Below are 22,042 nucleotides of genomic sequence, written 5' to 3' on the forward strand. Positions count from 1 at the left end.
GCTCGGGCAGTGGTAAAATGCCGGGCTTGGATCCTGAATCCTCGCACCGAAACACACGCCGCGCGTGTCCGGGTCACCGGCCACACGCGGCTTTTACACGTCTTACATAAGGAGAACCGAACGTGCTGATTTCCGATGCTTTCGCTCAGACGGCTGGCGCCGCCAGCCCGACCAGCAACCTGATGAGCTTCCTGCCGCTCGTTCTGATGTTCGTGGTGCTGTACTTCATCATGATCCGTCCGCAGATGAAGCGTCAGAAGGAAACCCGCAACATGCTCGCGGCCCTCGCCAAGGGCGACGAAGTCGTGACCTCGGGTGGTCTGGCCGGTCGCATCTCGAAGGTCGGTGAGACCTTCGTGACCATCGAGATCGCGGAGAACGTCGAAATCAACGTGCAAAAGGGTGCGATCACGACCCTGCTGCCGAAGGGCACCATCAAGGCGCTCTGATCCTTCGCGCAACCGCATGCGGCCGCCCTCCCAGGCGGCCGCAATGCATGGCGGCGCGGGTCTGGCGACCTGCGTTGCCTTGCCAGCCGGTCTGAAGCACGGTTTGCCACGAGGCATCACCCTAGCCCGCCGCTATGAATCGCTATCCTCTCTGGAAATACATCATCATTCTGGTGGCGCTCGCCATCGGGGTGCTTTACACGCTGCCAAACCTGTTCGGTGAAACGCCGGCGGTACAGATTTCCAGCGTCAAGGCGACCGTCAAGGTCGACCCCTCGACGCTCGCGCGCGCCGAAGACGCGCTCAAGGCACAGAACATTGCCTACAACGGTGCCGTGTTCGACAGCACGGGCAACAACCCGAGCGTGCGCATTCGCTTCTCCGACACCGACACGCAGCTGCGCGCCAAGGATCTGCTCCAGACCGCGCTGAACACCGATCCGACCGACCCGACCTACGTCGTGGCGCTCAACCTGCTCTCGGCCTCGCCGGACTGGCTCACCAGGATTCATGCGCTGCCGATGTACCTCGGCCTCGACCTGCGCGGCGGTGTCCACTTCCTGCTGCAAGTCGACATGGCCGGTGCCATCACCAAGCGTCTGGATGCATCGGCCGCCGACGCCCGTACGCTGCTGCGCGACAAGAACATCCGTCACAACGGCGTGACGCGCACGGACAATGGCATCGAAGCGGCCTTCAGCACGCAGGAAGACGCCGATCGCGCCCGTGGCGCGCTCACCGACGGCCTGCCCGATCTGTCCTACACGACGCAGCCCGGCCCGAACGGGACGTTCAAGGTGGTGGGCACGTTCACGGAAGCCGCCCGGCGCTCCGTGCAGGACAACGCCGTCAAGCAGAACATCGTGACGCTGCATAACCGGGTGAACGAGCTTGGCGTGTCCGAGCCCGTGATCCAGCAGGAAGGCCCGGACCGCATCGTCGTGCAGTTGCCCGGCGTGCAGGACACCGCCAAGGCGAAGGACATCATCGGCCGCACCGCGACGCTCGAAGCGCGCCTGGCCGATCCGGACGCGCCCCGCTTCGTCACGGCCGATACGCCGGTCCCGCCGCAGGACGAGCTGTTCCTGCACGGCAACGGCGCACCGGTCATGCTCAAGCGTCAGGTGATCTTCAGCGGCGATCGCATCACGAGCGCCTCGGCCGGCTTCGACGACCACCAGCAGCCCTCGGTCAACATCAAGCTCGATGCCGCCGGCGGTCGCGTCCTGCGCGACGTGTCACGCGACAACATCGGCAAGCCGATGGCGATCGTACTGTTCGAAAAGGGCAAGGGCGAAGTGCTGACGGTGGCGAACATCCGCAGCGAACTCGGTCAGAGCTTCCAGATCACCGGCATGGGCTCGGCGCAGGCCGCCAACGATCTGGCGCTGCTGCTGCGCGCCGGTTCGCTCGCCGCGCCGATGGAAATCATCGAAGAGCGCACGATCGGCCCGAGCCTCGGCGCGGATAACGTGCAAAAGGGTGTCGACTCGGTGATGTACGGCCTGATCGCCATCGCCGTATTCATGATGCTGTATTACATGCTCTTCGGCGTGTTCTCGGTCATCGCCCTGCTGTTCAACCTGCTGCTGCTCGTGGCCGTGCTCTCGATGATGCAGGCCACGCTCACGCTGCCGGGTATCGCCGCCATCGCGCTCACGCTCGGCATGGCCATCGATGCCAACGTGCTGATCAACGAACGTATCCGCGAGGAACTGCGTGCGGGTGCGTCGGCACAGAAGGCAATTTCGCTGGGCTTCGAGCATGCGTGGGCCACGATTCTCGACTCGAACGTGACCACGCTGATCGCCGGCCTGGCACTGCTGGCTTTCGGGTCGGGCCCGGTGCGCGCGTTTGCCGTGGTGCACTGCCTGGGTATCCTGACCTCGATGTTCTCGGCCGTGTTCTTCTCGCGCGGTCTGGTCAACCTGTGGTACGGCGGCCGCCGCAAGCTCAAGACGCTGGCGATCGGTCAGGTCTGGCGCCCGGACGGTGCGAAGAACGCACCCGACGCAGGCGAGCAATAACCGCAGGCGCGAGAGGAAACAGTCATGGAATTTTTCCGCATCAAGAAAGACGTGCCGTTCATGCGGCACGCCCTGATCTTCAACATCATCTCGGCGCTCACGTTCGTGGCGGCGGTGTTCTTCCTGCTCACGCGGGGCCTGCACCTGTCGATCGAGTTCACCGGCGGCACGGTCATGGAAGTGGCCTACTCGCAGGCGGCCGATCTCGAGAAGATCCGGGGCGAAGTGGGCAAGCTCGGCTATCGCGACGTGCAGGTGCAGAGCTTCGGCACCTCGCGCGACGTCATGATCCGCCTGCCGATCCAGAGCGGCGCCGACGGCAAGCAGGTGACCAGCGCGCAACAGAGCGACGCCGTGATGACCGCGCTCAAGGCCGACGCCCCCGACGTGCAGCTGCGTCGCGTGGAATTCGTCGGCCCGCAGATCGGTCACGAGCTGTTCACCGACGGCCTGCTGGCGCTGACCTTCGTGGTCGTGGGCATCATCATCTATCTGTCGTTCCGCTTCGAATGGAAATTCGCCGTGGCCGGCGTGATCGCCAACCTGCATGACGTGGTGATCATTCTCGGCTTCTTCGCATTCTTCCAGTGGGAGTTCTCGCTGGCGGTGCTCGCGGGGGTGCTGGCCGTGCTCGGCTACTCGGTGAACGAATCGGTCGTGATCTTCGACCGGATTCGCGAGACCTTCCGAAAGATGCGCAAGGCAACGGTGCAGGAAGTGATCGACCACGCCATCACGACGACCATGTCGCGTACGATCATCACGCACGCGAGTACGGAAATGATGGTGCTGTCGATGTTCTTCTTCGGCGGTCAGACGCTGCACTACTTCGCACTGGCGCTGACCGTGGGTATTCTGTTCGGTATCTACTCGTCGGTGTTCGTGGCGGCCGCGCTCGCGATGTGGTTCGGTGTGAAGCGCGAGGACCTCATCAAGCATGGTGGCAAGGACGACGAACCAGGGGTCGATCGCAACGACCCGAACTTCGGCGCCCGTGTCTGACACGCGCGACATGATGTGAAGAAACCGCCGGCTCGCCCGGCGGTTTTTTTTCGTGTGTCGCCGTCACGCGGTGCGGTACGGTGTGACGCGTGCAGGCGCGGCGGGCTTGCGGTAATCTCGCGAAGTTCGCCAATTTCGACATTTCACGCCAATGAAGTCCGTCCGCATCTGGGATCTGCCCACTCGTCTGTTTCACTGGTCGTTCGTCGTGCTGGCGGTGGCGGCCTACGTCACGGCCAAAACAGGCGGCAACGCGATGATCTACCACTTCTGGTGCGGCTACGCCGTGCTCGCGCTGCTGCTGTTCCGGCTGGTGTGGGGCATCGCCGGGCCGCGCTATGCCCGCTTCGGGGCGTTCATCGCCCGCCCGGCAACGTTCCTGCGCTCGCTGCGCGATACATCGGACACCGACGCCCGCTTCGCCGGTCACACGCCCCTCGGCGGTCTGTCGGTGATGGCGATGCTGTTGTTCTTCGCGATCCAGGCCGGTCTGGGCCTGTTCTCGAACGACGACATCTTCAACGACGGCCCGCTCGTGAAGTTCATCGACAAGGACACCAGCGACATGCTCACTGGCTGGCATCTGCGCAACCAATGGGTACTGGTCGCACTCGTCGCGCTGCACGTGCTGGCGATTCTCTATTACCGCGTGATCCGCAGGAAGGATCTGATCAAGCCGATGATCGTGGGGGACAAGCACACCGCCGCGCCCGTGCATCCGGCGCGCGACGACTGGCGGGTGCGCGTGGGCGCACTGGTGCTGATCGTGCTGGCCTCGGCGCTCGTGTATCGGGTCGTCAACCTGACCCCGGCCGTGGCAGCCTTGCCGTCGTATTGACGGCGCGATCTCGACGTCCATGAAAAAAGCCGGTCGGATGACCGGCTTTTTCGCAGGCGTGGCCAGCGTGCGAGACGCGCTTACTTGGCGCGGAAGCTGTCGTGGCAGCTCTTGCAGGTTTGCGCCGCCTCGCCGAAGGCCGTCTTGATCGAGGCGAGGTCCCCGCCCTTGGCCACGGTGTTGAGCTTGGCCACCGCGGTTTCCATCTTCTCGGCAGCTTGCTGGAACTTCGCCTTGTCGGAGAACACCTCCGGCTTCGCCTTGCTCCTTGCCGTGGTCTGACCGCCCTCGAACGCGGGCCACGGCAGCTTGGAAAGCGTGGCGACGAGTTCGGCGTTCTTGATCACGTCGTCCTTGTTGAACGGTGCGTCACCCTTGACCACGGCACCGATACGACCGAAATGGTTGCCGAGCAGGAAGAGGGCCGATTGACGGTATTCCACGGCGTCGTCGGCCTTGGCGAACTGAGCCTGTGCGAATGCCGGCACGACGGCGGCGGCAAGCGCTGCAACTGCGAGGGTAAGCTTCATCGGTGGGGTTCTCCTTATGGGTTGTGCGGCTATGATACACAGCAACCCGGCACCGTAAAAAACGAAACGGGCCGCAAAAGCGGCCCGTCGGGTCGACGCGGGCGCCAGATGCCGCGAGTCGAGGGGTCTTCGGTAGTTCGGAGGCTTACACGCGCTTGGCGAGCGCCTCGGCGATACCGACATAGTTTGCCGGGGTCATCTCCAGCAGACGCGCCTTGGCGTCTTCGGGAATCGCCAGTTGCTTGATGAACGCCTGCAGCGCTTCGCGGGTGATGCCCTTGCCGCGCGTGAGCTCCTTGAGTTGCTCGTACGGGTTCGGCACCCCGAAGCGGCGCATCACGGTCTGCACCGGCTCGGCCAGCACTTCCCACGTGTTGTCGAGGTCTTCGTCCAGACGCTGCGGGTTGACTTCGAGCTTGCCCAGACCACGCAGGCACGAGTCGTAGGCCAGCAGGCTGTAGCCGAACGCCACGCCGATGTTGCGCAGCACGGTCGAGTCCGTGAGATCGCGCTGCCAGCGCGAAACCGGCAGCTTGTCGGCCAGGTGACGCAGCACCGCGTTGGCCAGGCCCAGATTGCCTTCCGAGTTCTCGAAATCGATCGGGTTGACCTTGTGCGGCATGGTCGACGAGCCGATTTCACCGGCCTTCGTCTTCTGCTTGAAGTAGCCGACGGAGATGTAACCCCAGATGTCGCGGTTCAGATCGAGCAGGATCGTGTTGGCGCGGGCCACGGCGTCGAACAGCTCGGCCATGTAGTCGTGCGGTTCGATCTGGATCGTGTACGGGTTGAACGTGAGGCCCAGGCGCTTTTCGATCACCGCCCTGGAGAACGACTCCCAGTCGTATTCAGGGTAGGCCGAAAGGTGGGCGTTGTAATTGCCGACCGCGCCGTTCATCTTGGCAAGCAGCTCGACGCGACGCACGCGCTCGAGCGCGCGAGCCAGGCGCACGGCCACGTTGGCCAGCTCCTTGCCCAGCGTGGTCGGCGAGGCCGGTTGACCGTGCGTGCGCGAGAGCATCGGCTGCGCGGCGTGCTCGCGGGCGAGCTCGCTGAGCTTGGTCACGAGCGATTCGAGCGCGGGCACGATCACTTCGTCGCGCGCGCCCTTGATCATCATGCCGTGCGACGTGTTGTTGATGTCTTCCGACGTGCAGGCGAAGTGAATGAACTCGCTGGCCTTCTCGAGCTCCGCCTGGCCCTGCACCTTCTCCTTGAGCCAGTACTCGACCGCCTTCACGTCGTGGTTCGTGACCTTCTCGATGTCCTTGATGCGCTGGGCATCGGCGTTCGAGAAATTGGCGGCGAGGTTGAGCAGGAACGCCTCGGCATCGGCCGAAAATGGCGCGATCTCGGCAAAGCCGGCCTTGGACAGGGCGATCAGCCAATGGATTTCGACCGTCACGCGGTGGCGCATGAAAGCCGCCTCGGACAACCACGGACGCAGGGCGTCGGTCTTGCCGGCATAACGGCCGTCGAGCGGGGAAAGCGCGGTCAGGGGGGAGAATTCGTCGGACATGGCACTGGGCACCGAAAAAGAAAACCGGGGAGCCGGCGATGTGCCAACTCGGAAAAGGCCAGTATTTTACCATTCCCCGGGGACGGCCATCCCGCACGTTATACTCTCCCCCGCGCTATCGCGATATATCAAGGATTCACATGAAGTTGATCGGTGCCCTCGCCAGTCCGTATGTTCGCAAAGTCCGCATCGTGCTGGCCGAGAAAAAGCTCGACTACAAGCTCGAGCTCGAGAACGTGTGGGGCGACGACACCCGCATCCAGCAGTCCAACCCGCTGGGCAAGGTACCCTGCCTCGTCATGGAAGACGGCGAGGCGGTGTTCGACTCGCGGGTGATCTGCGAATACCTCGACACCCTGTCGCCCGTGGGCAAGCTGATTCCGCCGTCGGGGCGCGAGCGCGCCGAAGTGCGTTGCTGGGAGGCCCTGGCCGACGGCCTGACCGACGCCGCCGTGCAGATCCGCGTCGAAATGATGTTTCACGACGAGGCATCGCGCTCGCAGCGGCTCGTCGACCGTCAGCTCGGCAAGATCGATGCCGGACTTCAGGCCATGGCAAGCGGTCTCGGCGATCGCCAGTGGTGCGCGGGCAATCGCCTGACGCTGGCCGACGTGGCGCTCGTATGCTCGCTTGGCTATCTCGATTTCCGCTTTCCCGATATCCAGTGGCGTGACGCCCATCCCAATCTTGCCCGCCACTTCGAGCGCATGAGCACGCGCGCCTCGGTGACCGACACCGTCCCCACGCTCTAGGCGCGCCTCACCCGCCCCGCCCGGCGGACTGTGCCGTGGCGCCGACCGGGCGCTCGTACATGACCGCGGGACGGTCGCGCCGCCGCTTTCGCTCGGCCTCGGCCGACGGACTGCGCGTCACCAGCACGCCCAGATCCCGTAGCAAGCGCCACGCGCCAGACGCGTCGGCGCCGTCCGTGCGCGCGGCGGGCACCGGCGAGGCCGTCTGTACGTGTGCGGGCAAAGGACGCGCGGCGTCAGACGATTTACCTGCCGCGTCCTTGCCTGCGGCACCGACAGTGGCAACCGAATCGTAGGGATCGGAGGACTCCATGGAATCCCTGGGCACGCCCGCGACGAAGGGGGCGGCCGAGCCGACGGCATCGACCCGCTTCCGCGAGGAAGGAGCCACCGCCTCGCCCGACGCTCCGGAGTCTTGCAGGCGCGAATAGGCGTCCATCACGCGCTGGACGAAGCGCCGCGTCTCGGCGAACGGCGGCACCCGTCGCCCATGGCGCAGCACCGCGCCTTCGCCGGCATTGTAGGCGGCGAGCACGAGACGCAGGTCGCCATCGAATCGGGAGAGCAGCCAGCGCACGTACGCCGCGCCCGCCCGAAGATTTTCCGCAGGGTCCTCCAGACGTCGGACGCCGAAACGCTGCCCCGTGCGCGGCAGAATCTGCATCAGCCCGATCGCACCTCGCTCGGACACGGCGGTCGGATCGTATCCCGACTCCGTGTCGATGATCGCATGCAGCAGCGCCGCGTCGACGTCGGTGACAAGCGCCGTGCGGCGCACCAGCGCGTCGAACGGCGGCGCGGCCGACGCCGGACCTGGCGAGCGTTCAGCGCGCGCCTGCGCCTGCGCCTGCGCCAACGGTGGCGGCGCACGCCACGGTTCCGCCACGGCGGTCGGTGGGGTGGGCACCGCCAGTTGAGCGTCCTCCACGCGAGGATGGTGGGGCAATAAGGCCGCCGGCGCGACCGGTGCGGCAAGTGCCGCGAGCACGAGCGCGACACCCCGCTTCACGCGCCACCTCCCGGTTCGTCGCGTCCAGCGTCTTCAATCGACTCGCCGGCGTCACCGTCGTCATCGCGCCCGCCGCCGCCCTCTACGGCCTCCATGCCCTCTCCGCCGCTTCCGACCTGTCCGCCTTCGTTGCCCTCGCCGTCATCATCGACCTTCTCGCCAGTCTCCTGCGCCCTCACCTCGTATGGCAGATCGAGCGCCAGGCGCAGAATCGCGGCCACGGCGTCGAACAGATCTGGCGGAATCGGGGCGTCGATCTCCACTTCGTCCATCAGGCGCCGCGCGACAGGCACGTGTTCGACAACGGGCACGCCCGCCCGCTCGGCCAGCCGCACGATGGTGCGCGCGCGTGCGTCGCGCCCCTTCTCGATGACCAGCGGCACGGCCGTCTCGCCCGGCACGTAACGCAGGCACACGGCGAGGCGCGTAGGATTGCGCACCACCGCGGTGGAACGGTTCACGTTGTCGGAAAGGCTCCCGCTCTCGATCGTCTCGCGGTGAATGTCGCGCCGCCGGGTCTTGATTTCCCGATTGCCCTCCACCTCCTTCGACTCGCGCCTGACCTCGTCGAACGACATCATCAACTGCTTGCGCAACTGGTACTTCTGGTACGCGAAGTCCAGCGCGCCGAACACCACGTACGCCACGACCAGCACAGCCATCAGCCAAAACAGCAATCGCGCCGTGAGCGCGAGTCCGCATGACGGCCCGCACATGGGCAACGACGCGAGCGAGGGGGTGTATTGCCGGATCAGATAAAAGAACACCACGCCAAGCACGCCCACCTTGACGAGCGACTTGCCGAACTCGAACAGCGACTGCATCGAAAACAGCTGTCTGGCCTTCGCCACGGGATCGATACGTTCATATTTCGGCCGTATCGCCTCCGGCGCCACGAGTACGCCGACCTGCAACACCATCGCGAGCCAGGTCGTGACCACCAGCAACGCGGCGAGCCCGCCCGCGAAACGCGCGAGCAGCAGCATCGACGGGCCCAGCATGCCCTGCACGGCCACATCGACCGGATCGCGCAGCACTTGCAACATGCGCGAGACCAGCGCGACGAGCGCGTCGTGCAGCGCTGGGCCTTCGAACGTCAGCCACGCCAGCGTCGTGCCGAGTTGCATGCATACGGCCAGATCGGCGCTCTTGGCCACACGCCCCTTCCGTCGCTCATCCGCGACCTTCTTGGGCGTGGGCGGCAGGGTCTTTTCGCTCATCCCGGCCTCACGAAGCCGGCTGCGCCAGCGCGACCCATGCGTGAAACACGTCGGGCAGGCGATACCAGCCGGCAAGCGGCACGGCAACGGCGAACGGCAGGCTCGCCACGGTCACGAGCAGCGCCATGGCACTCTTGACGGGCATGGCCAGGAAGAACACATTGAGCTGCTGCGCCGCGCGATTGACGAAGCCCATCGACATGTCGACCAGTACCATCACGACCATCGCGGGCAGCGCCACGGCCAGGCACATGACCTGCATCGCCTGCCACAACGACAACACCCACGCCTGGCCGCCGCCGTGCCACTGCCAGGGCAGACCGACCGGCAGGGCGAGGTAAGAGTCGTAGAGCGTGGCGAGCAGCATGTGTGCCGCGGGCGTGATGAAGAACAGGACGCAGAGCATCTGCGTGAAGGCCGTGCCGAAGATCGACGACTGTGCGCCCATCAACGGATTGAGCACGCTCGCCATGGACGCCCCGCGCATCGTGTCGATCACGTAGCCCGTCATATCGACCGCCCAGAACGGCAGCGCGGCGGCGAAACCCAGCAGGCCGCCAACGCAGAGTTCACGCACGATCACCATGCTCCAGCCCCCCCAATGTGCCGGGATCTCAGGAGCCGCGTGAACGAGCGGCACCACCGGCAACGCAAGGGCGAGCACGAGAGCGTTGCGCAACAGGCCGGCACCGAGCATCCCCACCGAGAGCACCGGCAACAGCATGGCAAGGCCCAGCGGGCGCAACATGGCCACGCCCCACGCCAGGCACCATTCGAACAAGCCTGACCCGGCCGAAGAGAGCAGGCCGCCGAGTGTGGCGTCGGCGCCGCCAAGGAAGGAAGTGTCCATGCGCTCATGCCATCCGGCTGATCTGTTCGAACGTGCTGCCCGCGTAGTTGAGCAGCACATGGCCCATCCACGCGTACGTGGCCGCGAGCGTGACCGACACCGCGACCAGCTTGATGAGGAACTGCACCGTCTGGTCCTGCACCTGCGTGAGCGCCTGAATCAGCGAGACCAGCACCCCGACGACCGACGCGACCACCACGGTCGGCAACGACATCAGCAGCGTGAGCCAGAGCATTTCGCTCGTGAGATTGACGACGATCGCTTCGCTCATGATGTTGCCCCCCGGCCGTCATGCGTAGGAGAGCATCAACTGGCGCACCAGTTGTTCCCAGCCGTTCATCATCACGAAGATCAGCAGCTTGAAGGGCAATGCGATGGTCATCGGCGAGACCATCATCATGCCCATGGCGAGCAGGATGTTCGAGATCACCAGATCGATCACGACGAACGGCAGGTAAAGCAGCAGCCCGATCTTGAACGCCTCGGCAAGCTGGCTCAACGCGAAGGCCGGCATCAGCACGAGCAGCGAATCGGCGCCCAGCCGGTCGCGATGCGCCTCGGGCCACGTCCGGCCGCCGATCCCTGCGAAGAAGTCGCGCTGGCGCGGATCGGTGTGTCGGGTGAGGAAAGCGCGATATGGCGCCAGTACGCCGGCATCGACGTCGGCAACGAAATCCTTCGACGACAGCGACACCGGGCGCGCCGCCAGATTCGCTTCGATATCGAACGCGACGGGCGCCATGATGAAACAGGTGAGAACGAGCGATAGTCCGTAGATGGCAATATTCGGCGGAATCTGCTGCGTACCTAGGGCATTGCGAAGCAGTGCGAAGACGACGGCCAGCTTCAGGAACGCAGTCCCCAGTACCACCAGCAACGGCAAGATCGAGAGCAGCGAAAGCAGTACGACGAGCTGCACCGGATGATCGAGCAGGGACATGCGAACTCCAGGAATGACGTGGCGCGAAAGCAAGGCGCGGCAAAGGCCGAGCGATGTTAGGTGGACGTCGGATATACGCCCATCGGGTCACCACCCGAAATCGGGATGGCCTCATCGCCTGAGGCGTCGGTGCCACCCTCGTCGTTCGAATCCGGTATCGGACCGGCAGCCGGTCCGATCGCGTCGATCTGCACGCCGAGGCGCCCGTCGCCGAAACGCAGGAGTTGCCCGCTGGACCAGGGTGCGCCGTCGCGCCACATCGTCAGGCAGGCAGCGGCGTGCACATTCGATGCGCCGGCGGGCGGCGACACGGCCGGCTCGCCGGCAAGCCACGCCATGAGCGCCGGAATGGGAATCGGCCTTTTCGCGATCACCACGTCGAGGCAGGTCACGGCATCGGTTCGCATGCGCTCCACCGCGCCCCGGCCGGACGGTTGACCGTCGCGCATCGGGATGGCGTAGTCGCCGTCGATCAGCCAGTACTCACCGCTCGCGATGTCCGCCGTCACGTCGAGCAGGACGGTGTCGCCCTTGCACAGCGCGTCGCATTGCGCAACGCCGAGCGTGGCCCACCCCACCGCCAACGTGCACGGGCGCGCCGGCAGCCCTGCGGGGTCGAGCGGTTCGTCGCACGGCGTGGCCAGTCGACAGCGCTCGCGTAGCCACGATGCCGCGCCGTCGAGATACGTCAGCGCCAATCGGTGCGCGCCGCGCTGCAGGACGATGCCGATACGCCAGTCCGTCGTCACGCTCCCGGGTGTCAGATCGACGGCCTGCGGCCAGGTCGCATCGACTGCGGCGCCGCCAGGCGAAAGCGTAAGCGCCGCCGCACTCGCACGCCACGCTTGCGGTAGCGCTTCCCACGAGGGCACCGGCAGCTCCGCCGCGAGCCAGTCGGCCCACTGACGCGCGTCGCACCAGAAGCGCGTCCGGCCCGGCCCCGCCTCGTTGACGCGCGCTGTGACGATCAATCCTTCGCCGCCGATGAGAAGCCAACCGACCCGAACCTGCGTGTCGCCTTCCTGAAACATCAGACTGCCGCCGCCGGCGAGCAGGTCGTCCAACATTTGACGGTCGTCGCCCGAATACGCCGCGCAAAGGTCACGGGACATAGCGCGCCTCGACTTCGACCGTGACAGGCAGCTTCATGCGCGCGGTCAGCGCCCGGGAGAATTGCCCGCGACGCGCCAGCAAGCGCCGGAACATCGTGAGCCGCACGCAGAGCAGACTGACGGTGATCCCCAGCCGCCCCCGACGGGCTTCGACGACCAGCGTGTCGAGCACTCCGCCATGCACGACCACGCGCAATGCGCTGGCGCCGTCCCAATTGACCTCCTGCCGTGCATGCCACACGCGCAGCCAGCGCAGCACGTCGGCCGGGCCGCTCACGCGCGCGACATGCTCGCCGGTCAGCGAGAACGTGCGCTCGCCGCCTTCGCTGCCAATGTTGTCGTTGCTGCCGTGGCTGCCGTCACAGCGGCGTTCAAAGCGACTCGTCGCGCCTTCGCGCCGCCGCGGTGACGATCTGTCTTGCGGACTGACGACGGGATCGGCACACAGGCCGCTGCGGTGGGTGATGTTCATCGTGAAGTCCTCATCATGGCGTGGTGAAGAAAACCATTCGTGCAATCGCCGTGTCTCTCGGTCAACGGCGGTATAACTTCGATAGCTCGCGAAATTTTTCCTGCTTGCGGGCGTTCGCTTGCAGTTGCTCGTGCAGTCGAATCACATCCGTCCGCGCCTGCTGCGCATGCGCGAGGGCCGCCGCGTGCCGCGACGCGGCATCGCCGAGCGCGACGCGCGCCGCCTCCACGCGGCGCAAGGCTTCGACCGCCTCGCGGCGCGCATAGACGCCGCCTCGCGACAGGCACTCACGCCAACGGCGACGCTGCGTCTCGCAGGCCTGCTCGCACGTCCTCACCGCTGCCTCGGCATCGTGGGCATCGGCCTGCGCGCGGCGCATCGCGGCACGCAGGCCAACGTCGCGGTGCCTCGCCAGCGCGACCAGTTCGGCGAGCGCCGTCGATTCGACCTGCACCCGGCCGCCCGTGGTCTTCAGTTCGCGAGATGTTCGAGCCATGCGCAGGTATCGTCGAAAGGCGCCACGTCGTGTTGCGCCTGACACAGGAACTGGCGGATGTCAGGCGCGCGCGCCAACGCGTCGTCCGTGTCCGGATCGTTGCCCGCCTGGTACTCGCCAACGCGCACCAGCAGCTCGACCTCCGCCGCGAGCGCCATCGCGCGCCTCACGCGTGTCGCGTTGTCCACATGCCGCGCCTGGGCGACCTGCGTCATCACGCGCGAGAGGCTTGCCGGTATATCAATGGCGGGGTAGTGGTTTTCCTGCGCCAGACGGCGCGAAAGCACGATGTGGCCGTCGACGATGGACCGGACCTCGTCGGCCAGCGGTTCATCGAGGTTGTCGCCCTCGACGAGTACCGTATAGAACGCCGTGATGCTCCCTCGCTCGCCATTGCCGGCGCGTTCGAGCAAACGGGGCAAACGGGCATAGAAGCTGGGCGGCAAGCCGCTCGCGGCGCCGAGTGGTTCCCCGGCCGCCACGCCGATATCGCGAACCGCCCTGCCGAAGCGGGTCAGCGAATCCATGAGCAGCAGCACGTGCTTGCCTTCGTCGCGAAACGCTTCGGCAATCGCGGTGGCGGTATAGGCCGCCTTCATGCGTTCGAGTGCGGGACGATCCGACGTTGCGACCACGCACACCGTGCGCGCACGCGCCTCGGCGGTAAGGGCCTGCTCGAGGAACTCACGCACTTCGCGACCGCGCTCGCCGATGAGCGCGAGCACGATCACGTCGGCCTGCGCGCCGGCGCACATCATGGCAAGCAACGTGCTTTTTCCGCCGCCGGCCGCGGCGAAAATGCCCAGCCGTTGCCCACGACCACACGTGAGCAGGCCATCGATGGCGCGAATGCCGATGGGCAACGGCGTCGAGACGAGGCACCGCGTGAGCGCGCCGGGTGGTTCGGCGTCGAGCGAGCGCCAGATCACATCGGTCGGCACGTCGTGCGGAATCGGTGCCCCCGCCGACAGCGAACGACCGAGTCCGTCCAGCACCTGTCCGATCAACCGGTCTCCGACCGCCACGCGTGAATCCGTGCCCAACGCCCGTACGAGCGCGCCGTTGGCAACGCCGTTCGGCTGCGCGTACGGCGCGAGCCAGACATGTCGCCCTTCGACCGCGATGACTTCCGCATCGAGCAACGGCGACATGACGCGGCATTGCTCGCCCAGCGCCGCACCGGGCAGCCGCGCGCGCATCGCGTTCGAGGTGACCTTGTCGATGCGCCCATGGCGGACTTCGGCCGACGACGTGCGGCGCCAGTCGTCACACGCCTTGCGCTGTCCGTCGAGCACTCGGCGCAATCCGTTGGCAATGCGGGACGCATCGGGGCGGCGCATGTCAGTGCGCTCCCTGCAGGTCGATCGTGCCGAGCACGCGCACATGCGGCTCGTCCGCCACTTCCTGGAACGACAGCACCGGCAGGTCGGCGCGCTCGCGCTCGATCAGCTTGCGCACGAAGCGCCGCACATCCATCGCGGTGAGGAGCACCGCGGGCGTGCCGTCATGCGCCTGCATCGCACCGTCGAGCGCTTCCAGAATCGCGTCGGTCTGCTCGTGGCTCAGGTCGGCGTACGAACCCGACGACGTTTGCCTCACCGCCGCCCGCACCGTGTCCTCGATGCCGCGGCCCACGTTCCATCCGGTAATGTGTTCGGCGCCCCGGCGAAAACGCCGCGTGATATGGCGGCGCAGACTCAGCCGCACATACTCCGTCAGCATGATCTGATCGCGCTCGCGCGGCGCCCATTCGATCAGCGCTTCGAACACCCGCCGAAGATCGCGGATCGAGACGCCTTCGGCCACCAGGCGCTGCAGCACTTCCGCCGTCCGGCTGATCGGCAGTTGCCGTTGCAGCTCCTTGACCAGCTCGCCGTAGCGATCTTCCATGCCGTCCATCAGATAGCGCGCCTCCTGCACGCCCAGAAAGTCCGCCGCGTGCGCGTCGATCACCAGCGAGACGCAGTGCGCCACGCGATCGGCGCCCTCGAGCACCGCGCCCCCCTGTCCCCGCCACGCGTCGCGCTGCGCGTCGTCGAGCCAGAACAACACCTGGCCGCCGAACGGCAGCGGCGTCTCGCGCGGCGCGCCCGCGGCAAGATTGCGCAGTGCCGGGATCGGATGCGAAACATCGTGGCGCGCCAGCGCCTCGCCGGGCATCACCTCGAGCGTCATCACGCTCTCGTGATACAGCTGGATGTCCAACGTGCCGTCGGCGAGCGCGGCATCGACGACGACCGCCACCTCCGGCATCGGCACGCCGAACTGCTCGAACTTCTCGTGACGCAAGGCGTCGATGCGCGCGGCCAGTGTCGCGACACCGCCCTCCGGGTCCGCCAGTCCCGCGCCGACACGCGCCAGCAGCGGTTGCGCTCCAGGACGTCCGCCGTTGGCGTTCGGCGTGCTTCCCGGGTCGGCATGCGCCGCCGCGGCCGCGCGCTGACCGCGCCCGACCCACCAGGCGCCGCTACCGGCGAGCGCGGCGAGCAGCAGGAAGTAATGCATCGGAAAGCCCGGGATCAGGCCGAAGAGCAGCATGACCACCGCGGCGAGTGTCAGCGAACGCGGCTGGGCCGCCAGTTGATCGGTCAACTCGCGCGCGAGGTTGCGGCGGTGCTCGCCCGGCACGCGCGTCACGATGATGCCGGCCGTCACCGAGATCAGCAGCGCCGGAATCTGCGAGACAAGCCCGTCGCCGATGGAAAGAATGGCGTAGATCGCGGCCGCGTCTCCGGCGCTCATGCCGCGCATGAAAACGCCCACGCCGATGCCGCCGAGGAGATTGACCACGATGATGACGAGCCCCGCGATGGCGTCGCCCTTGACGAACTTCATCGCCCCGTCCATCGCACCGTAGAACTGGCTCTCCTTTTGCACGACGCGTCGCAGGCGCTTGGCTTCGCCAGCGTCGATGGTGCCCGCGCGCAGATCGCCGTCGATGCTCATCTGCTTGCCGGGCATGCCGTCGAGCGAGAAACGGGCACCGACTTCGGCCACCCGCTCCGAGCCTTTCGTGATCACGATGAAGTTCACGATGGTGATGATGAGAAACACGATCATGCCCACGACGATGTTACCGCCCGCCGCGAAGTCGCCGAAGGTGTAGACGATATCGCCCGCGTCGGCGTGCAGCAGGATCAGGCGACTCGTGCTGATCGTGAGGCCGAGGCGGAACAGCGTGGTCATCAGCAGCACGGACGGGAATGCGGAGAAGTCCAGGGGCTCGTTGATGTAGAGCGCCACCATCAGCAGCAACAGCGATACGCCGAGATTGAGCGCGATGAGCAGATCCATCACCGACGGCGGCATCGGGATGATGATCATCAGTACGGTCACGAGCAGCAGCGCGGCCAGGACGATATCCTGTCGCCCCGCGGCGGCGCGAAGCCAGTCGCTCACCCGTCGCGTGCGGTTCATTCGGCCCATGCGGCTCATGCGTGCCCCGCACGGTGCCGACGGGCATCGACGCGTTCGAGCAGCCGGCGCATACGAGAAAGGCATCCGAACCATGCAAGGGCCTGCAATCGGGCCGGCGGTGTCGCAACGAGCATTGCGCCCCCTGCGCCACGCAGGCACGCACCGGAATGCCGGGCGTCCACTCCGGCGCACACGCTTGCAACAGCAACGGCAGGCACCGCACCGCGTGCCCGTCCGGCTGCGGCAGCGCGAGCGTCAACGTAATGCCGTAAGCATCGACGTCGGTCATCAGCCAACATGGCGCAAGCGGCACCCGCATGCGCCATGCGATCCGCCGCGGCGGCAGCGACAACAATTCGAAGAGCTGTTCGAGCTTGCGTTGGGTCTGGGTGTCCATCGTCGGCAGACGTTGACGTTCGGCGTGGTTGGGCGAGGTTCGATGGCGACGCGTCGCCACCGTGCCGGCATGTCGGCGTGTCGACCCACCGAAGTGCCGATGGACCGTCACGGCGGCATGCCGGCATGCCGATACGTTGATATGTGCAGGGTTCGGGAAGCGGGCATGGTCGCGCACTCCGCGCGCACGCGGCTATCCGGTGCAGACCTGAACTTGGCCCCCGGCGCCGGCTTTCGCTCACAGCATCATTCTCAGGCGATAGGCCCAATTCACGATGTCGGCCACGTTGTGCGCGCCAAGCTTTCGCATCATGTTCAGCCGATGCGTCTCCACGGTCTTCACGCTGATCGACAACAACTGCGCGATGTCGCGATTGCGCTGCCCCTCCGCCACGAGCTTGAGCACCTGGCGCTCGCGTAGCGTGAGCAGCCGCTCGGGCTTCTCGACAGTGCCCAGCGCCGGCGGACGCGGTGCGTTCGCCGGATCGAGCGCGCCGCCGCAAACCGCCGGATCGACGTAGCGATCCCCCGCATTGCCTGAATTGCCGCCTGAACCAGTGTCTCGCGCGGACTGCTTTTGAGGACGAACGCCGAGGCGCCGGCTTCGAGCGACAGACGCGCGCGTTCGCTGTCGTCGCTGGCCGAATTGACCACGATGCGCAACTCGGGCCAGCGTTGCGCGCATTGCCGGATCACGTCGACACCGTCCATGCCCGGCAGCCCGAGGTCCAGCATCATCAGCGTCGGTGCGTGAATCACGCAGGCACGGTATACGTCCAGCCCGTTGGCGACTCTGGCCAGCACGCACCATCCAAGACGCTCTTCGAGCAGACGGCAAAGCCCGTCGGCCAGCAATTCATGATCCTCGACAACGATGACACCGATACCCCCCGTCATTCGCGGCTCCTCGACAGTTGATCATTAGCATTCATGCGGATTTTTGTTCACTCTCTTTCGACTTCGGTCCCGCGGCGCGAATCTTGCGCCTTCGCCTGATCCTCGACATGGGAAAACGCCGCAAACCCGACGCCCTCGCGACAACTTCAGGTCTGCGCCGTATGGCGTCGCGCACGCGGCGCCCGATAATGACCGTCCTCGCTCGCCGATCGACGGCCGACGCCCATTCACGAACGTGGACCGTATCCTCGCCGGAGATCGGTGTTGCGGCGCCTCCCCGACTTCGGCTCTCCCGTTCCACCGCATTCCCGACTCCACTTCCGTCCATGCGCCTGCCGTTCGCCCTTGCCTCGCTCGACTGGATCGCTCCCTGCGACATTCAGGGCTCGCGCATCGTCCTCGAACTCGACGGCCAGCGCGGCTGGACCTGCGCGGCCGGCGACGGCTACTGCGTGGCCACGAACGTCACGCCGGCGGCTGCCGTCGAGACCCCGGGCCGGCCGCCGCTGGCGAGCGCGTTCCGCGACGACGCCGCGCTCGCCCACTGGCTCGCTCGCCTCACGCTCGCGCTCGCCGCCGAGCCGGCGTTGCGCGATGACAGTCTGTGCCTCGCGACCGACGCACTCTGGTGGGTTCACCGCTTCGATAACTCGGCCCCGGCCGCACAGGTCGAGGCCCATCTGCGCAGACAGTTGCTCGCCTGCGCGATGGCTGTCGCATGGGACGCGGACAGCACGCCACGCCCCGGGCGTCCGTCGACGAGCACGCCACGAGACGGCATCGCCGCGGCCGACTTCCGGCGCCGGCCGCCGCGACAGCGCTGACCATGCGTGTCGAGTTCTCGCGCCGTCTGGCGCCCTCCCTCCCGTGGCATGCGCTGCTTGCCATCGTGCTGGCGCTCGCCCCCGCCGTTGGAGCGACGATCACGCCCGTCTGGCGCGGCGGGCCGTTCGTCTTTCAGAGCACCGGAACCCCGTTGGTCGAACTGCTGCGCGACTTCGGGGCGCATCACGGCATGCCCACTGTCGTGAGCGAGCAAGTCGACGATCGTTTCATCGGAACGTTACCTGCGGGGTCTGCACAGGCGACGCTCGATGCACTTTCGGAACGTTATCGGCTTTCGTGGTACTTCAACGGCCAGACGCTGAACATCTATAAGTCCAGCGAGGCGGCGCGACGCGTGGTGCCGCTGCGTTTCGCGTCGACCGGCGACTTGCTCGGGCACCTTCGGGAGGCGGGCGTGCTGCACCCGCGGCACTGCGTGGCGCGGGCGATTCCGGCAACGCACGCGCTCGAGATCACGGGCGTGCCGGCCTGTCTGGAGACCGTGTCCATGCTCGCCGATTACGTCGAGCGCGACGCGCGCGACCAGCAGGAAAGCGAAGAGACCATCAAGATATTTCCCCTGAAATTCGCGACGGCGGACGACACCAGGTACTCTTATCGCGGGCAGGAAGTCGTCATCCCGGGCGTCGTCAGCGTACTCAAGGAGCTTGTTCTCGGCGCCGGCCCGCTGACCGCGACGGCGACCGGCGACGCGTCCACCGAGGGCATCGGCAATGCGATGACGGCCGGCGCGGGCGCGTCGCTGTCGGCCGCCGCGCGCAGCAGCACGCCACGCTTCTCGGCCGACCCACGCCGCAATGCGGTGATCGTGCGGGAGCGAAGACGCAACCTGCCGATCTACGGCGATCTCATCTCGCAACTCGATATCCCGCCGCGCCTGGTCGATATTTCCGTCGCCATCATCGACGTCAACGCCAGCGACATTGCCGAGCTCGGCGTCGATTTCTCGGGAAGCGCGCGAATTGGCGGGTTCGGTGCGGTTGCGCTGAACGGTCAGATGCACGAGGGCGACGGCGGCACGTTCACGACCGTCGTCGGGGATACCAACAAGTTCATGATCAACCTGAGTGCGCTCGAAAGAAACTCCAAGGCACGCGTGTTGTCCCGGCCGTCGATCGTCACCCTGGACAACATGCAGGCAGTGCTCGATCGCAGCGTGACGTTCTACACGAAGGTCTCCGGCGAGAAGGTGGCCAGGCTCGAGAGCGTGACGTCAGGCTCGCTGCTGCGCGTGACACCGCGCCTCGTTCCGGGCGTTGGAGGTACCGGGAACCAGGGGAGCGCACGAGACGCCCCCGCGCCCGAGCAGGTGATGCTCACGCTCAACATCGAAGATGGCGGCGAGGTGCGCAGCGAACGCAATACGCGCGACGAAGTGCCGACGATCCGCAACTCGTCGATCTCCACCCATGCCACGTTGCAGGCGGGGCAAAGCCTGCTTCTCGGGGGTTCGTCCAGGACGCGCAGCGCGAGCACGAGCGCAAGATCCCGCTGCTGGGCGACCTGCCGCTCATCGGCCGCCTCTTCAGTTCCACGAGCAACCGGAGCGACAGCGTCATGCGCCTGTTCCTGATCAAGGCCGAGCCGGCCCAAGGCATGCCCAGTCCGTGACCATGCTGACGATGACCTTGCTCGATGGTCCACTCGCCGGACGTCCGATGCCGCTGCCCGCAGGCATGCTCACCATCGGCGACGCCGATTCGGATATCGCCGTGACGCTCGAGCACGGCGCGCGTGTCACGCTGAGCGTGGACGACGACGGCGTGCGCTTGCTGACGGCCGCGCCGCTCTGGGTGGACGGTGTACCTGTCGCGTCCCCCGACGACAATTGGTGCGACGACGGCGACGGCGACGGCGCCGCAGCCCGGCCACCCTCGGCACCCGACACGTCCTGCCTGCCGCTGCATGCCGTCATCGACCTGGCCGGCATGGCCTTTCGGCTCGACGATGGCAGCGATCCAACACCCTGCCCGATGCCGCCGCGTCCGGCACGTCGACCGGCGGCGCCGCGCTCGCTTGCGCCGTCCCACAAGCCCCAGGTCGCGCGGCGGTCCCTCGCCTCGCCCGACGCCCGCGCCGCTCGTCGCCCTCGCCGTCACCGCGGGTCACTTCCGTGGATCGCCGTCGCGGGCGTATCTTCGCTGATCGTCGCCGCAGGCGCCGCGATGTGGCGCACCGGCTCTACCGGTCAGGCCCCGGGCGCGCCGGAACCGGACGCGTTATCGGCACTCGCGGCGCGCATCGCACCCAACGTCGTGCTCGCCAATCGCGATGGCGCCGTCCGTCTCACTGGCGGCTGCATCGACGACGATGCGCGCGCCCGGCTGCGCGCCGAAGCCCGGTGGCTGGGCAAGACGGTGAGCGACGAGACCTGGTGCCCGGCGAACGCCATCGAGACCACGAGGACGGTGTTGCGATTGCATGGCTTTGCGACGGCGCACGTGGAAGCCGCACCGGACGGCGAGATCGTCGTCAGCGGCCCGTTCGTGGCGGATGCCCGCTGGCGAGCCGCCTCCGACGCCCTCGACGCGCTCGCGTTGCCATACGGCTGGCGCGTGGCCGAGGGGTCGGCCGACGCGTTGGACAGGCTGGTGAGAACGCTGCGCAACGCCGGTCAACTGCGGGGCCTCGACATTTCGCGCGATCGCCGCGGTTGGCGCCTCACCGGCGCCCTGCCGCCCGGCCGGCAAGCGGCGCTCAAGGGCATCGTCGACACATGGAACCGCTCAGCAGACGCATCGCCCGCGCGCATCGAACCGTTGCCGCCCACGATCCCGACACTGGCCGAGACGGGATTCTCCGCGCCGCTCGTGAGCATCGGCGGCTCGCCCGAAGCGCCCTCGCTCACGCTCGCCGACGGCACACGTCTCGCCCAGGGGGTACGCCTGCCCGGTGGCACGCGCATCGTCGCCATTTACGCCGACGGCGTGTCAATCGGTGCACCGGACCGGCTCTACTACCTTCCCCTGACTCCGGAGACCCATCTTGGCGACGCACCTGACGCAGCTTGAGGATCGTCTGGCCGTCGCGCCCGCTGCGGTTGCCCGCGAGGTTTCGTCGACGCTCGACGCCGCACGCGCGACGCTGGCACGAGCGGCACGAACACCGCTCACGCCCGCCGAGCACGCACAGGTGCGACTTCAGCAACGTGCCGTCGACGCCGCCGGAGCGATTCTCGAAAGCCTGGCACGCCGCTACGGCACATCGTACGGAGCTTCGGCGTGACGGTCCGGATAGTTGCGACTGCTGCGACTGAGGCGATCACGGCGA

The 22,042-nt window shown here is 66.7% G+C and carries 23 protein-coding genes and 1 pseudogene; 9 read left to right on the plus strand and 15 right to left on the minus strand.

Going from position 1 to position 22,042, the window contains the following annotated elements; genetic code table 11:
- Window positions 1-182 precede the first annotated feature (182 nt).
- The 4 genes from yajC to LV28_RS44035 all read left to right on the plus strand — a co-directional run bounded on the left by yajC (window position 183) and on the right by LV28_RS44035 (window position 4,316).
- Complete coding sequence (gene yajC / locus LV28_RS44020; protein WP_231107075.1) at window positions 183-449, plus strand: preprotein translocase subunit YajC; 267 nt, start codon at window positions 183-185, stop codon at window positions 447-449.
- 134 nt (window positions 450-583) lie between these two features.
- Window positions 584-2,476: a protein translocase subunit SecD gene (secD, locus tag LV28_RS44025; RefSeq protein WP_023873181.1), complete on the plus strand. Its 1,893-nt coding sequence runs from the start codon at window positions 584-586 to the stop codon at window positions 2,474-2,476.
- Between the two features lie 24 nt (window positions 2,477-2,500).
- Complete coding sequence (secF, locus tag LV28_RS44030; protein WP_023873180.1) at window positions 2,501-3,478, plus strand: protein translocase subunit SecF; 978 nt, start codon at window positions 2,501-2,503, stop codon at window positions 3,476-3,478.
- 151 nt (window positions 3,479-3,629) lie between these two features.
- A complete protein-coding gene (locus LV28_RS44035) occupies window positions 3,630-4,316 on the plus strand; it encodes a cytochrome b/b6 domain-containing protein (RefSeq protein WP_038619880.1) in 687 nt (228 codons plus the stop codon).
- 80 nt (window positions 4,317-4,396) lie between these two features.
- On the opposite strand, the gene LV28_RS44040 is transcribed toward LV28_RS44035, so the two are convergent.
- Both LV28_RS44040 and purB read right to left on the minus strand, forming a co-directional pair.
- Window positions 4,397-4,846, minus strand: coding sequence for a c-type cytochrome (locus LV28_RS44040; protein ID WP_023597445.1), 450 nt, complete (start codon window positions 4,844-4,846; stop codon window positions 4,397-4,399).
- 145 nt (window positions 4,847-4,991) lie between these two features.
- On the minus strand, window positions 4,992-6,365 hold the full coding sequence (gene purB / locus LV28_RS44045) for an adenylosuccinate lyase (protein WP_023597446.1): 1,374 nt from the start codon (window positions 6,363-6,365) through the stop codon (window positions 4,992-4,994).
- A 140-nt stretch (window positions 6,366-6,505) separates the two neighbouring features.
- On the opposite strand from purB, the gene LV28_RS44050 reads away from it, so the two are divergent.
- Complete coding sequence (locus LV28_RS44050) at window positions 6,506-7,117, plus strand: glutathione S-transferase family protein (protein ID WP_023873178.1); 612 nt, start codon at window positions 6,506-6,508, stop codon at window positions 7,115-7,117.
- Window positions 7,118-7,124: 7 nt separating this feature from the next.
- On the opposite strand, the gene LV28_RS44055 is transcribed toward LV28_RS44050, so the two are convergent.
- From LV28_RS44055 to LV28_RS44105, 13 genes and pseudogenes are all read right to left on the minus strand, one after another.
- Window positions 7,125-8,126 carry a lytic transglycosylase domain-containing protein gene (locus tag LV28_RS44055; RefSeq protein WP_052408625.1) on the minus strand — a complete coding sequence of 334 codons (1,002 nt, stop codon included), beginning with the start codon at window positions 8,124-8,126 and terminating at the stop codon, window positions 7,125-7,127.
- Entirely contained in the window at window positions 8,123-9,346 is a 1,224-nt protein-coding gene (locus LV28_RS44060) for an EscU/YscU/HrcU family type III secretion system export apparatus switch protein (protein WP_081326951.1), read from the minus strand. Before LV28_RS44060 ends, LV28_RS44055 begins: the two co-directional genes overlap by 4 nt.
- A 7-nt stretch (window positions 9,347-9,353) precedes the next feature.
- Window positions 9,354-10,196, minus strand: coding sequence for a type III secretion system export apparatus subunit SctT (gene sctT, locus LV28_RS44065; protein ID WP_069106848.1), 843 nt, complete (start codon window positions 10,194-10,196; stop codon window positions 9,354-9,356).
- A 4-nt stretch (window positions 10,197-10,200) separates the two neighbouring features.
- The gene (gene sctS, locus LV28_RS44070; RefSeq protein ID WP_023597451.1) at window positions 10,201-10,467 is read right to left on the minus strand and encodes a type III secretion system export apparatus subunit SctS; all 267 of its coding nucleotides are present in this window, start codon (window positions 10,465-10,467) and stop codon (window positions 10,201-10,203) included.
- An 18-nt stretch (window positions 10,468-10,485) separates the two neighbouring features.
- Window positions 10,486-11,136, minus strand: coding sequence for a type III secretion system export apparatus subunit SctR (gene sctR / locus LV28_RS44075; RefSeq protein WP_038619877.1), 651 nt, complete (start codon window positions 11,134-11,136; stop codon window positions 10,486-10,488).
- A gap of 56 nt (window positions 11,137-11,192) precedes the next feature.
- Complete coding sequence (locus tag LV28_RS44080) at window positions 11,193-12,248, minus strand: type III secretion system protein SepQ (protein ID WP_038619874.1); 1,056 nt, start codon at window positions 12,246-12,248, stop codon at window positions 11,193-11,195.
- Complete coding sequence (locus tag LV28_RS44085) at window positions 12,238-12,720, minus strand: hypothetical protein (RefSeq protein WP_038619871.1); 483 nt, start codon at window positions 12,718-12,720, stop codon at window positions 12,238-12,240. The genes LV28_RS44080 and LV28_RS44085 overlap by 11 nt, the downstream gene beginning before the upstream one ends.
- 61 nt (window positions 12,721-12,781) lie before the next feature.
- Window positions 12,782-13,216 carry a hypothetical protein gene (locus tag LV28_RS44090; protein ID WP_058371702.1) on the minus strand — a complete coding sequence of 145 codons (435 nt, stop codon included), beginning with the start codon at window positions 13,214-13,216 and terminating at the stop codon, window positions 12,782-12,784.
- Window positions 13,192-14,556 carry a FliI/YscN family ATPase gene (locus LV28_RS44095; protein WP_038619865.1) on the minus strand — a complete coding sequence of 455 codons (1,365 nt, stop codon included), beginning with the start codon at window positions 14,554-14,556 and terminating at the stop codon, window positions 13,192-13,194. The genes LV28_RS44090 and LV28_RS44095 overlap by 25 nt, the downstream gene beginning before the upstream one ends.
- A gap of 1 nt (window position 14,557) precedes the next feature.
- Entirely contained in the window at window positions 14,558-16,633 is a 2,076-nt protein-coding gene (sctV, locus tag LV28_RS44100; protein WP_031627404.1) for a type III secretion system export apparatus subunit SctV, read from the minus strand.
- 142 nt (window positions 16,634-16,775) lie between these two features.
- Window positions 16,776-17,030: pseudogene (locus LV28_RS49665) on the minus strand (hypothetical protein); the annotation flags it as partial.
- 237 nt (window positions 17,031-17,267) lie between these two features.
- Window positions 17,268-17,435, minus strand: a complete 168-nt coding sequence (locus tag LV28_RS49440) for a LuxR C-terminal-related transcriptional regulator (protein ID WP_257125732.1) — start codon at window positions 17,433-17,435, stop codon at window positions 17,268-17,270.
- Window positions 17,369-17,926, minus strand: coding sequence for a response regulator (locus tag LV28_RS44105; protein ID WP_257125733.1), 558 nt, complete (start codon window positions 17,924-17,926; stop codon window positions 17,369-17,371). The genes LV28_RS49440 and LV28_RS44105 overlap by 67 nt, the downstream gene beginning before the upstream one ends.
- A gap of 326 nt (window positions 17,927-18,252) precedes the next feature.
- On the opposite strand from LV28_RS44105, the gene LV28_RS44110 reads away from it, so the two are divergent.
- Genes LV28_RS44110 through LV28_RS48540 form a run of 4 tightly spaced genes read left to right on the plus strand, consistent with a single transcriptional unit; the run spans window position 18,253 to window position 21,997 of the window.
- A complete protein-coding gene (locus tag LV28_RS44110; RefSeq protein WP_038619859.1) occupies window positions 18,253-18,750 on the plus strand; it encodes a hypothetical protein in 498 nt (165 codons plus the stop codon).
- A 2-nt stretch (window positions 18,751-18,752) separates the two neighbouring features.
- Entirely contained in the window at window positions 18,753-20,345 is a 1,593-nt protein-coding gene (gene sctC, locus LV28_RS44115) for a type III secretion system outer membrane ring subunit SctC (protein WP_058371703.1), read from the plus strand.
- Between the two features lie 40 nt (window positions 20,346-20,385).
- Window positions 20,386-21,783: a type III secretion system inner membrane ring subunit SctD gene (sctD, locus tag LV28_RS44120; protein WP_038619856.1), complete on the plus strand. Its 1,398-nt coding sequence runs from the start codon at window positions 20,386-20,388 to the stop codon at window positions 21,781-21,783.
- Window positions 21,758-21,997 carry an EscE/YscE/SsaE family type III secretion system needle protein co-chaperone gene (locus tag LV28_RS48540; protein WP_023873164.1) on the plus strand — a complete coding sequence of 80 codons (240 nt, stop codon included), beginning with the start codon at window positions 21,758-21,760 and terminating at the stop codon, window positions 21,995-21,997. Before sctD ends, LV28_RS48540 begins: the two co-directional genes overlap by 26 nt.
- Window positions 21,998-22,042: the final 45 nt, after the last annotated feature.

This window comes from Pandoraea pnomenusa (assembly GCF_000767615.3).
GTDB classification, from domain to species: domain Bacteria; phylum Pseudomonadota; class Gammaproteobacteria; order Burkholderiales; family Burkholderiaceae; genus Pandoraea; species Pandoraea pnomenusa.

Coding starts and splice junctions, on each gene's coding strand:
- yajC (WP_231107075.1), top strand. CDS start 183: ATGAGCTTCCTGCCGCTCGTTCTGATGTTCGTGGTGCTGTACTTCATC.
- secD (WP_023873181.1), top strand. CDS start 584: ATGAATCGCTATCCTCTCTGGAAATACATCATCATTCTGGTGGCGCTC.
- secF (WP_023873180.1), top strand. CDS start 2,501: ATGGAATTTTTCCGCATCAAGAAAGACGTGCCGTTCATGCGGCACGCC.
- LV28_RS44035 (WP_038619880.1), top strand. CDS start 3,630: ATGAAGTCCGTCCGCATCTGGGATCTGCCCACTCGTCTGTTTCACTGG.
- LV28_RS44040 (WP_023597445.1), bottom strand. CDS start 4,846: ATGAAGCTTACCCTCGCAGTTGCAGCGCTTGCCGCCGCCGTCGTGCCG.
- purB (WP_023597446.1), bottom strand. CDS start 6,365: ATGTCCGACGAATTCTCCCCCCTGACCGCGCTTTCCCCGCTCGACGGC.
- LV28_RS44050 (WP_023873178.1), top strand. CDS start 6,506: ATGAAGTTGATCGGTGCCCTCGCCAGTCCGTATGTTCGCAAAGTCCGC.
- LV28_RS44060 (WP_081326951.1), bottom strand. CDS start 9,346: ATGAGCGAAAAGACCCTGCCGCCCACGCCCAAGAAGGTCGCGGATGAG.
- sctT (WP_069106848.1), bottom strand. CDS start 10,196: ATGGACACTTCCTTCCTTGGCGGCGCCGACGCCACACTCGGCGGCCTG.
- sctS (WP_023597451.1), bottom strand. CDS start 10,467: ATGAGCGAAGCGATCGTCGTCAATCTCACGAGCGAAATGCTCTGGCTC.
- sctR (WP_038619877.1), bottom strand. CDS start 11,136: ATGTCCCTGCTCGATCATCCGGTGCAGCTCGTCGTACTGCTTTCGCTG.
- LV28_RS44080 (WP_038619874.1), bottom strand. CDS start 12,248: ATGTCCCGTGACCTTTGCGCGGCGTATTCGGGCGACGACCGTCAAATG.
- LV28_RS44085 (WP_038619871.1), bottom strand. CDS start 12,720: ATGAACATCACCCACCGCAGCGGCCTGTGTGCCGATCCCGTCGTCAGT.
- LV28_RS44090 (WP_058371702.1), bottom strand. CDS start 13,216: ATGGCTCGAACATCTCGCGAACTGAAGACCACGGGCGGCCGGGTGCAG.
- LV28_RS44095 (WP_038619865.1), bottom strand. CDS start 14,556: ATGCGCCGCCCCGATGCGTCCCGCATTGCCAACGGATTGCGCCGAGTG.
- sctV (WP_031627404.1), bottom strand. CDS start 16,633: ATGAACCGCACGCGACGGGTGAGCGACTGGCTTCGCGCCGCCGCGGGG.
- LV28_RS44105 (WP_257125733.1), bottom strand. CDS start 17,926: ATGACGGGGGGTATCGGTGTCATCGTTGTCGAGGATCATGAATTGCTG.
- LV28_RS44110 (WP_038619859.1), top strand. CDS start 18,253: ATGCGCCTGCCGTTCGCCCTTGCCTCGCTCGACTGGATCGCTCCCTGC.
- sctC (WP_058371703.1), top strand. CDS start 18,753: ATGCGTGTCGAGTTCTCGCGCCGTCTGGCGCCCTCCCTCCCGTGGCAT.
- sctD (WP_038619856.1), top strand. CDS start 20,386: ATGCTGACGATGACCTTGCTCGATGGTCCACTCGCCGGACGTCCGATG.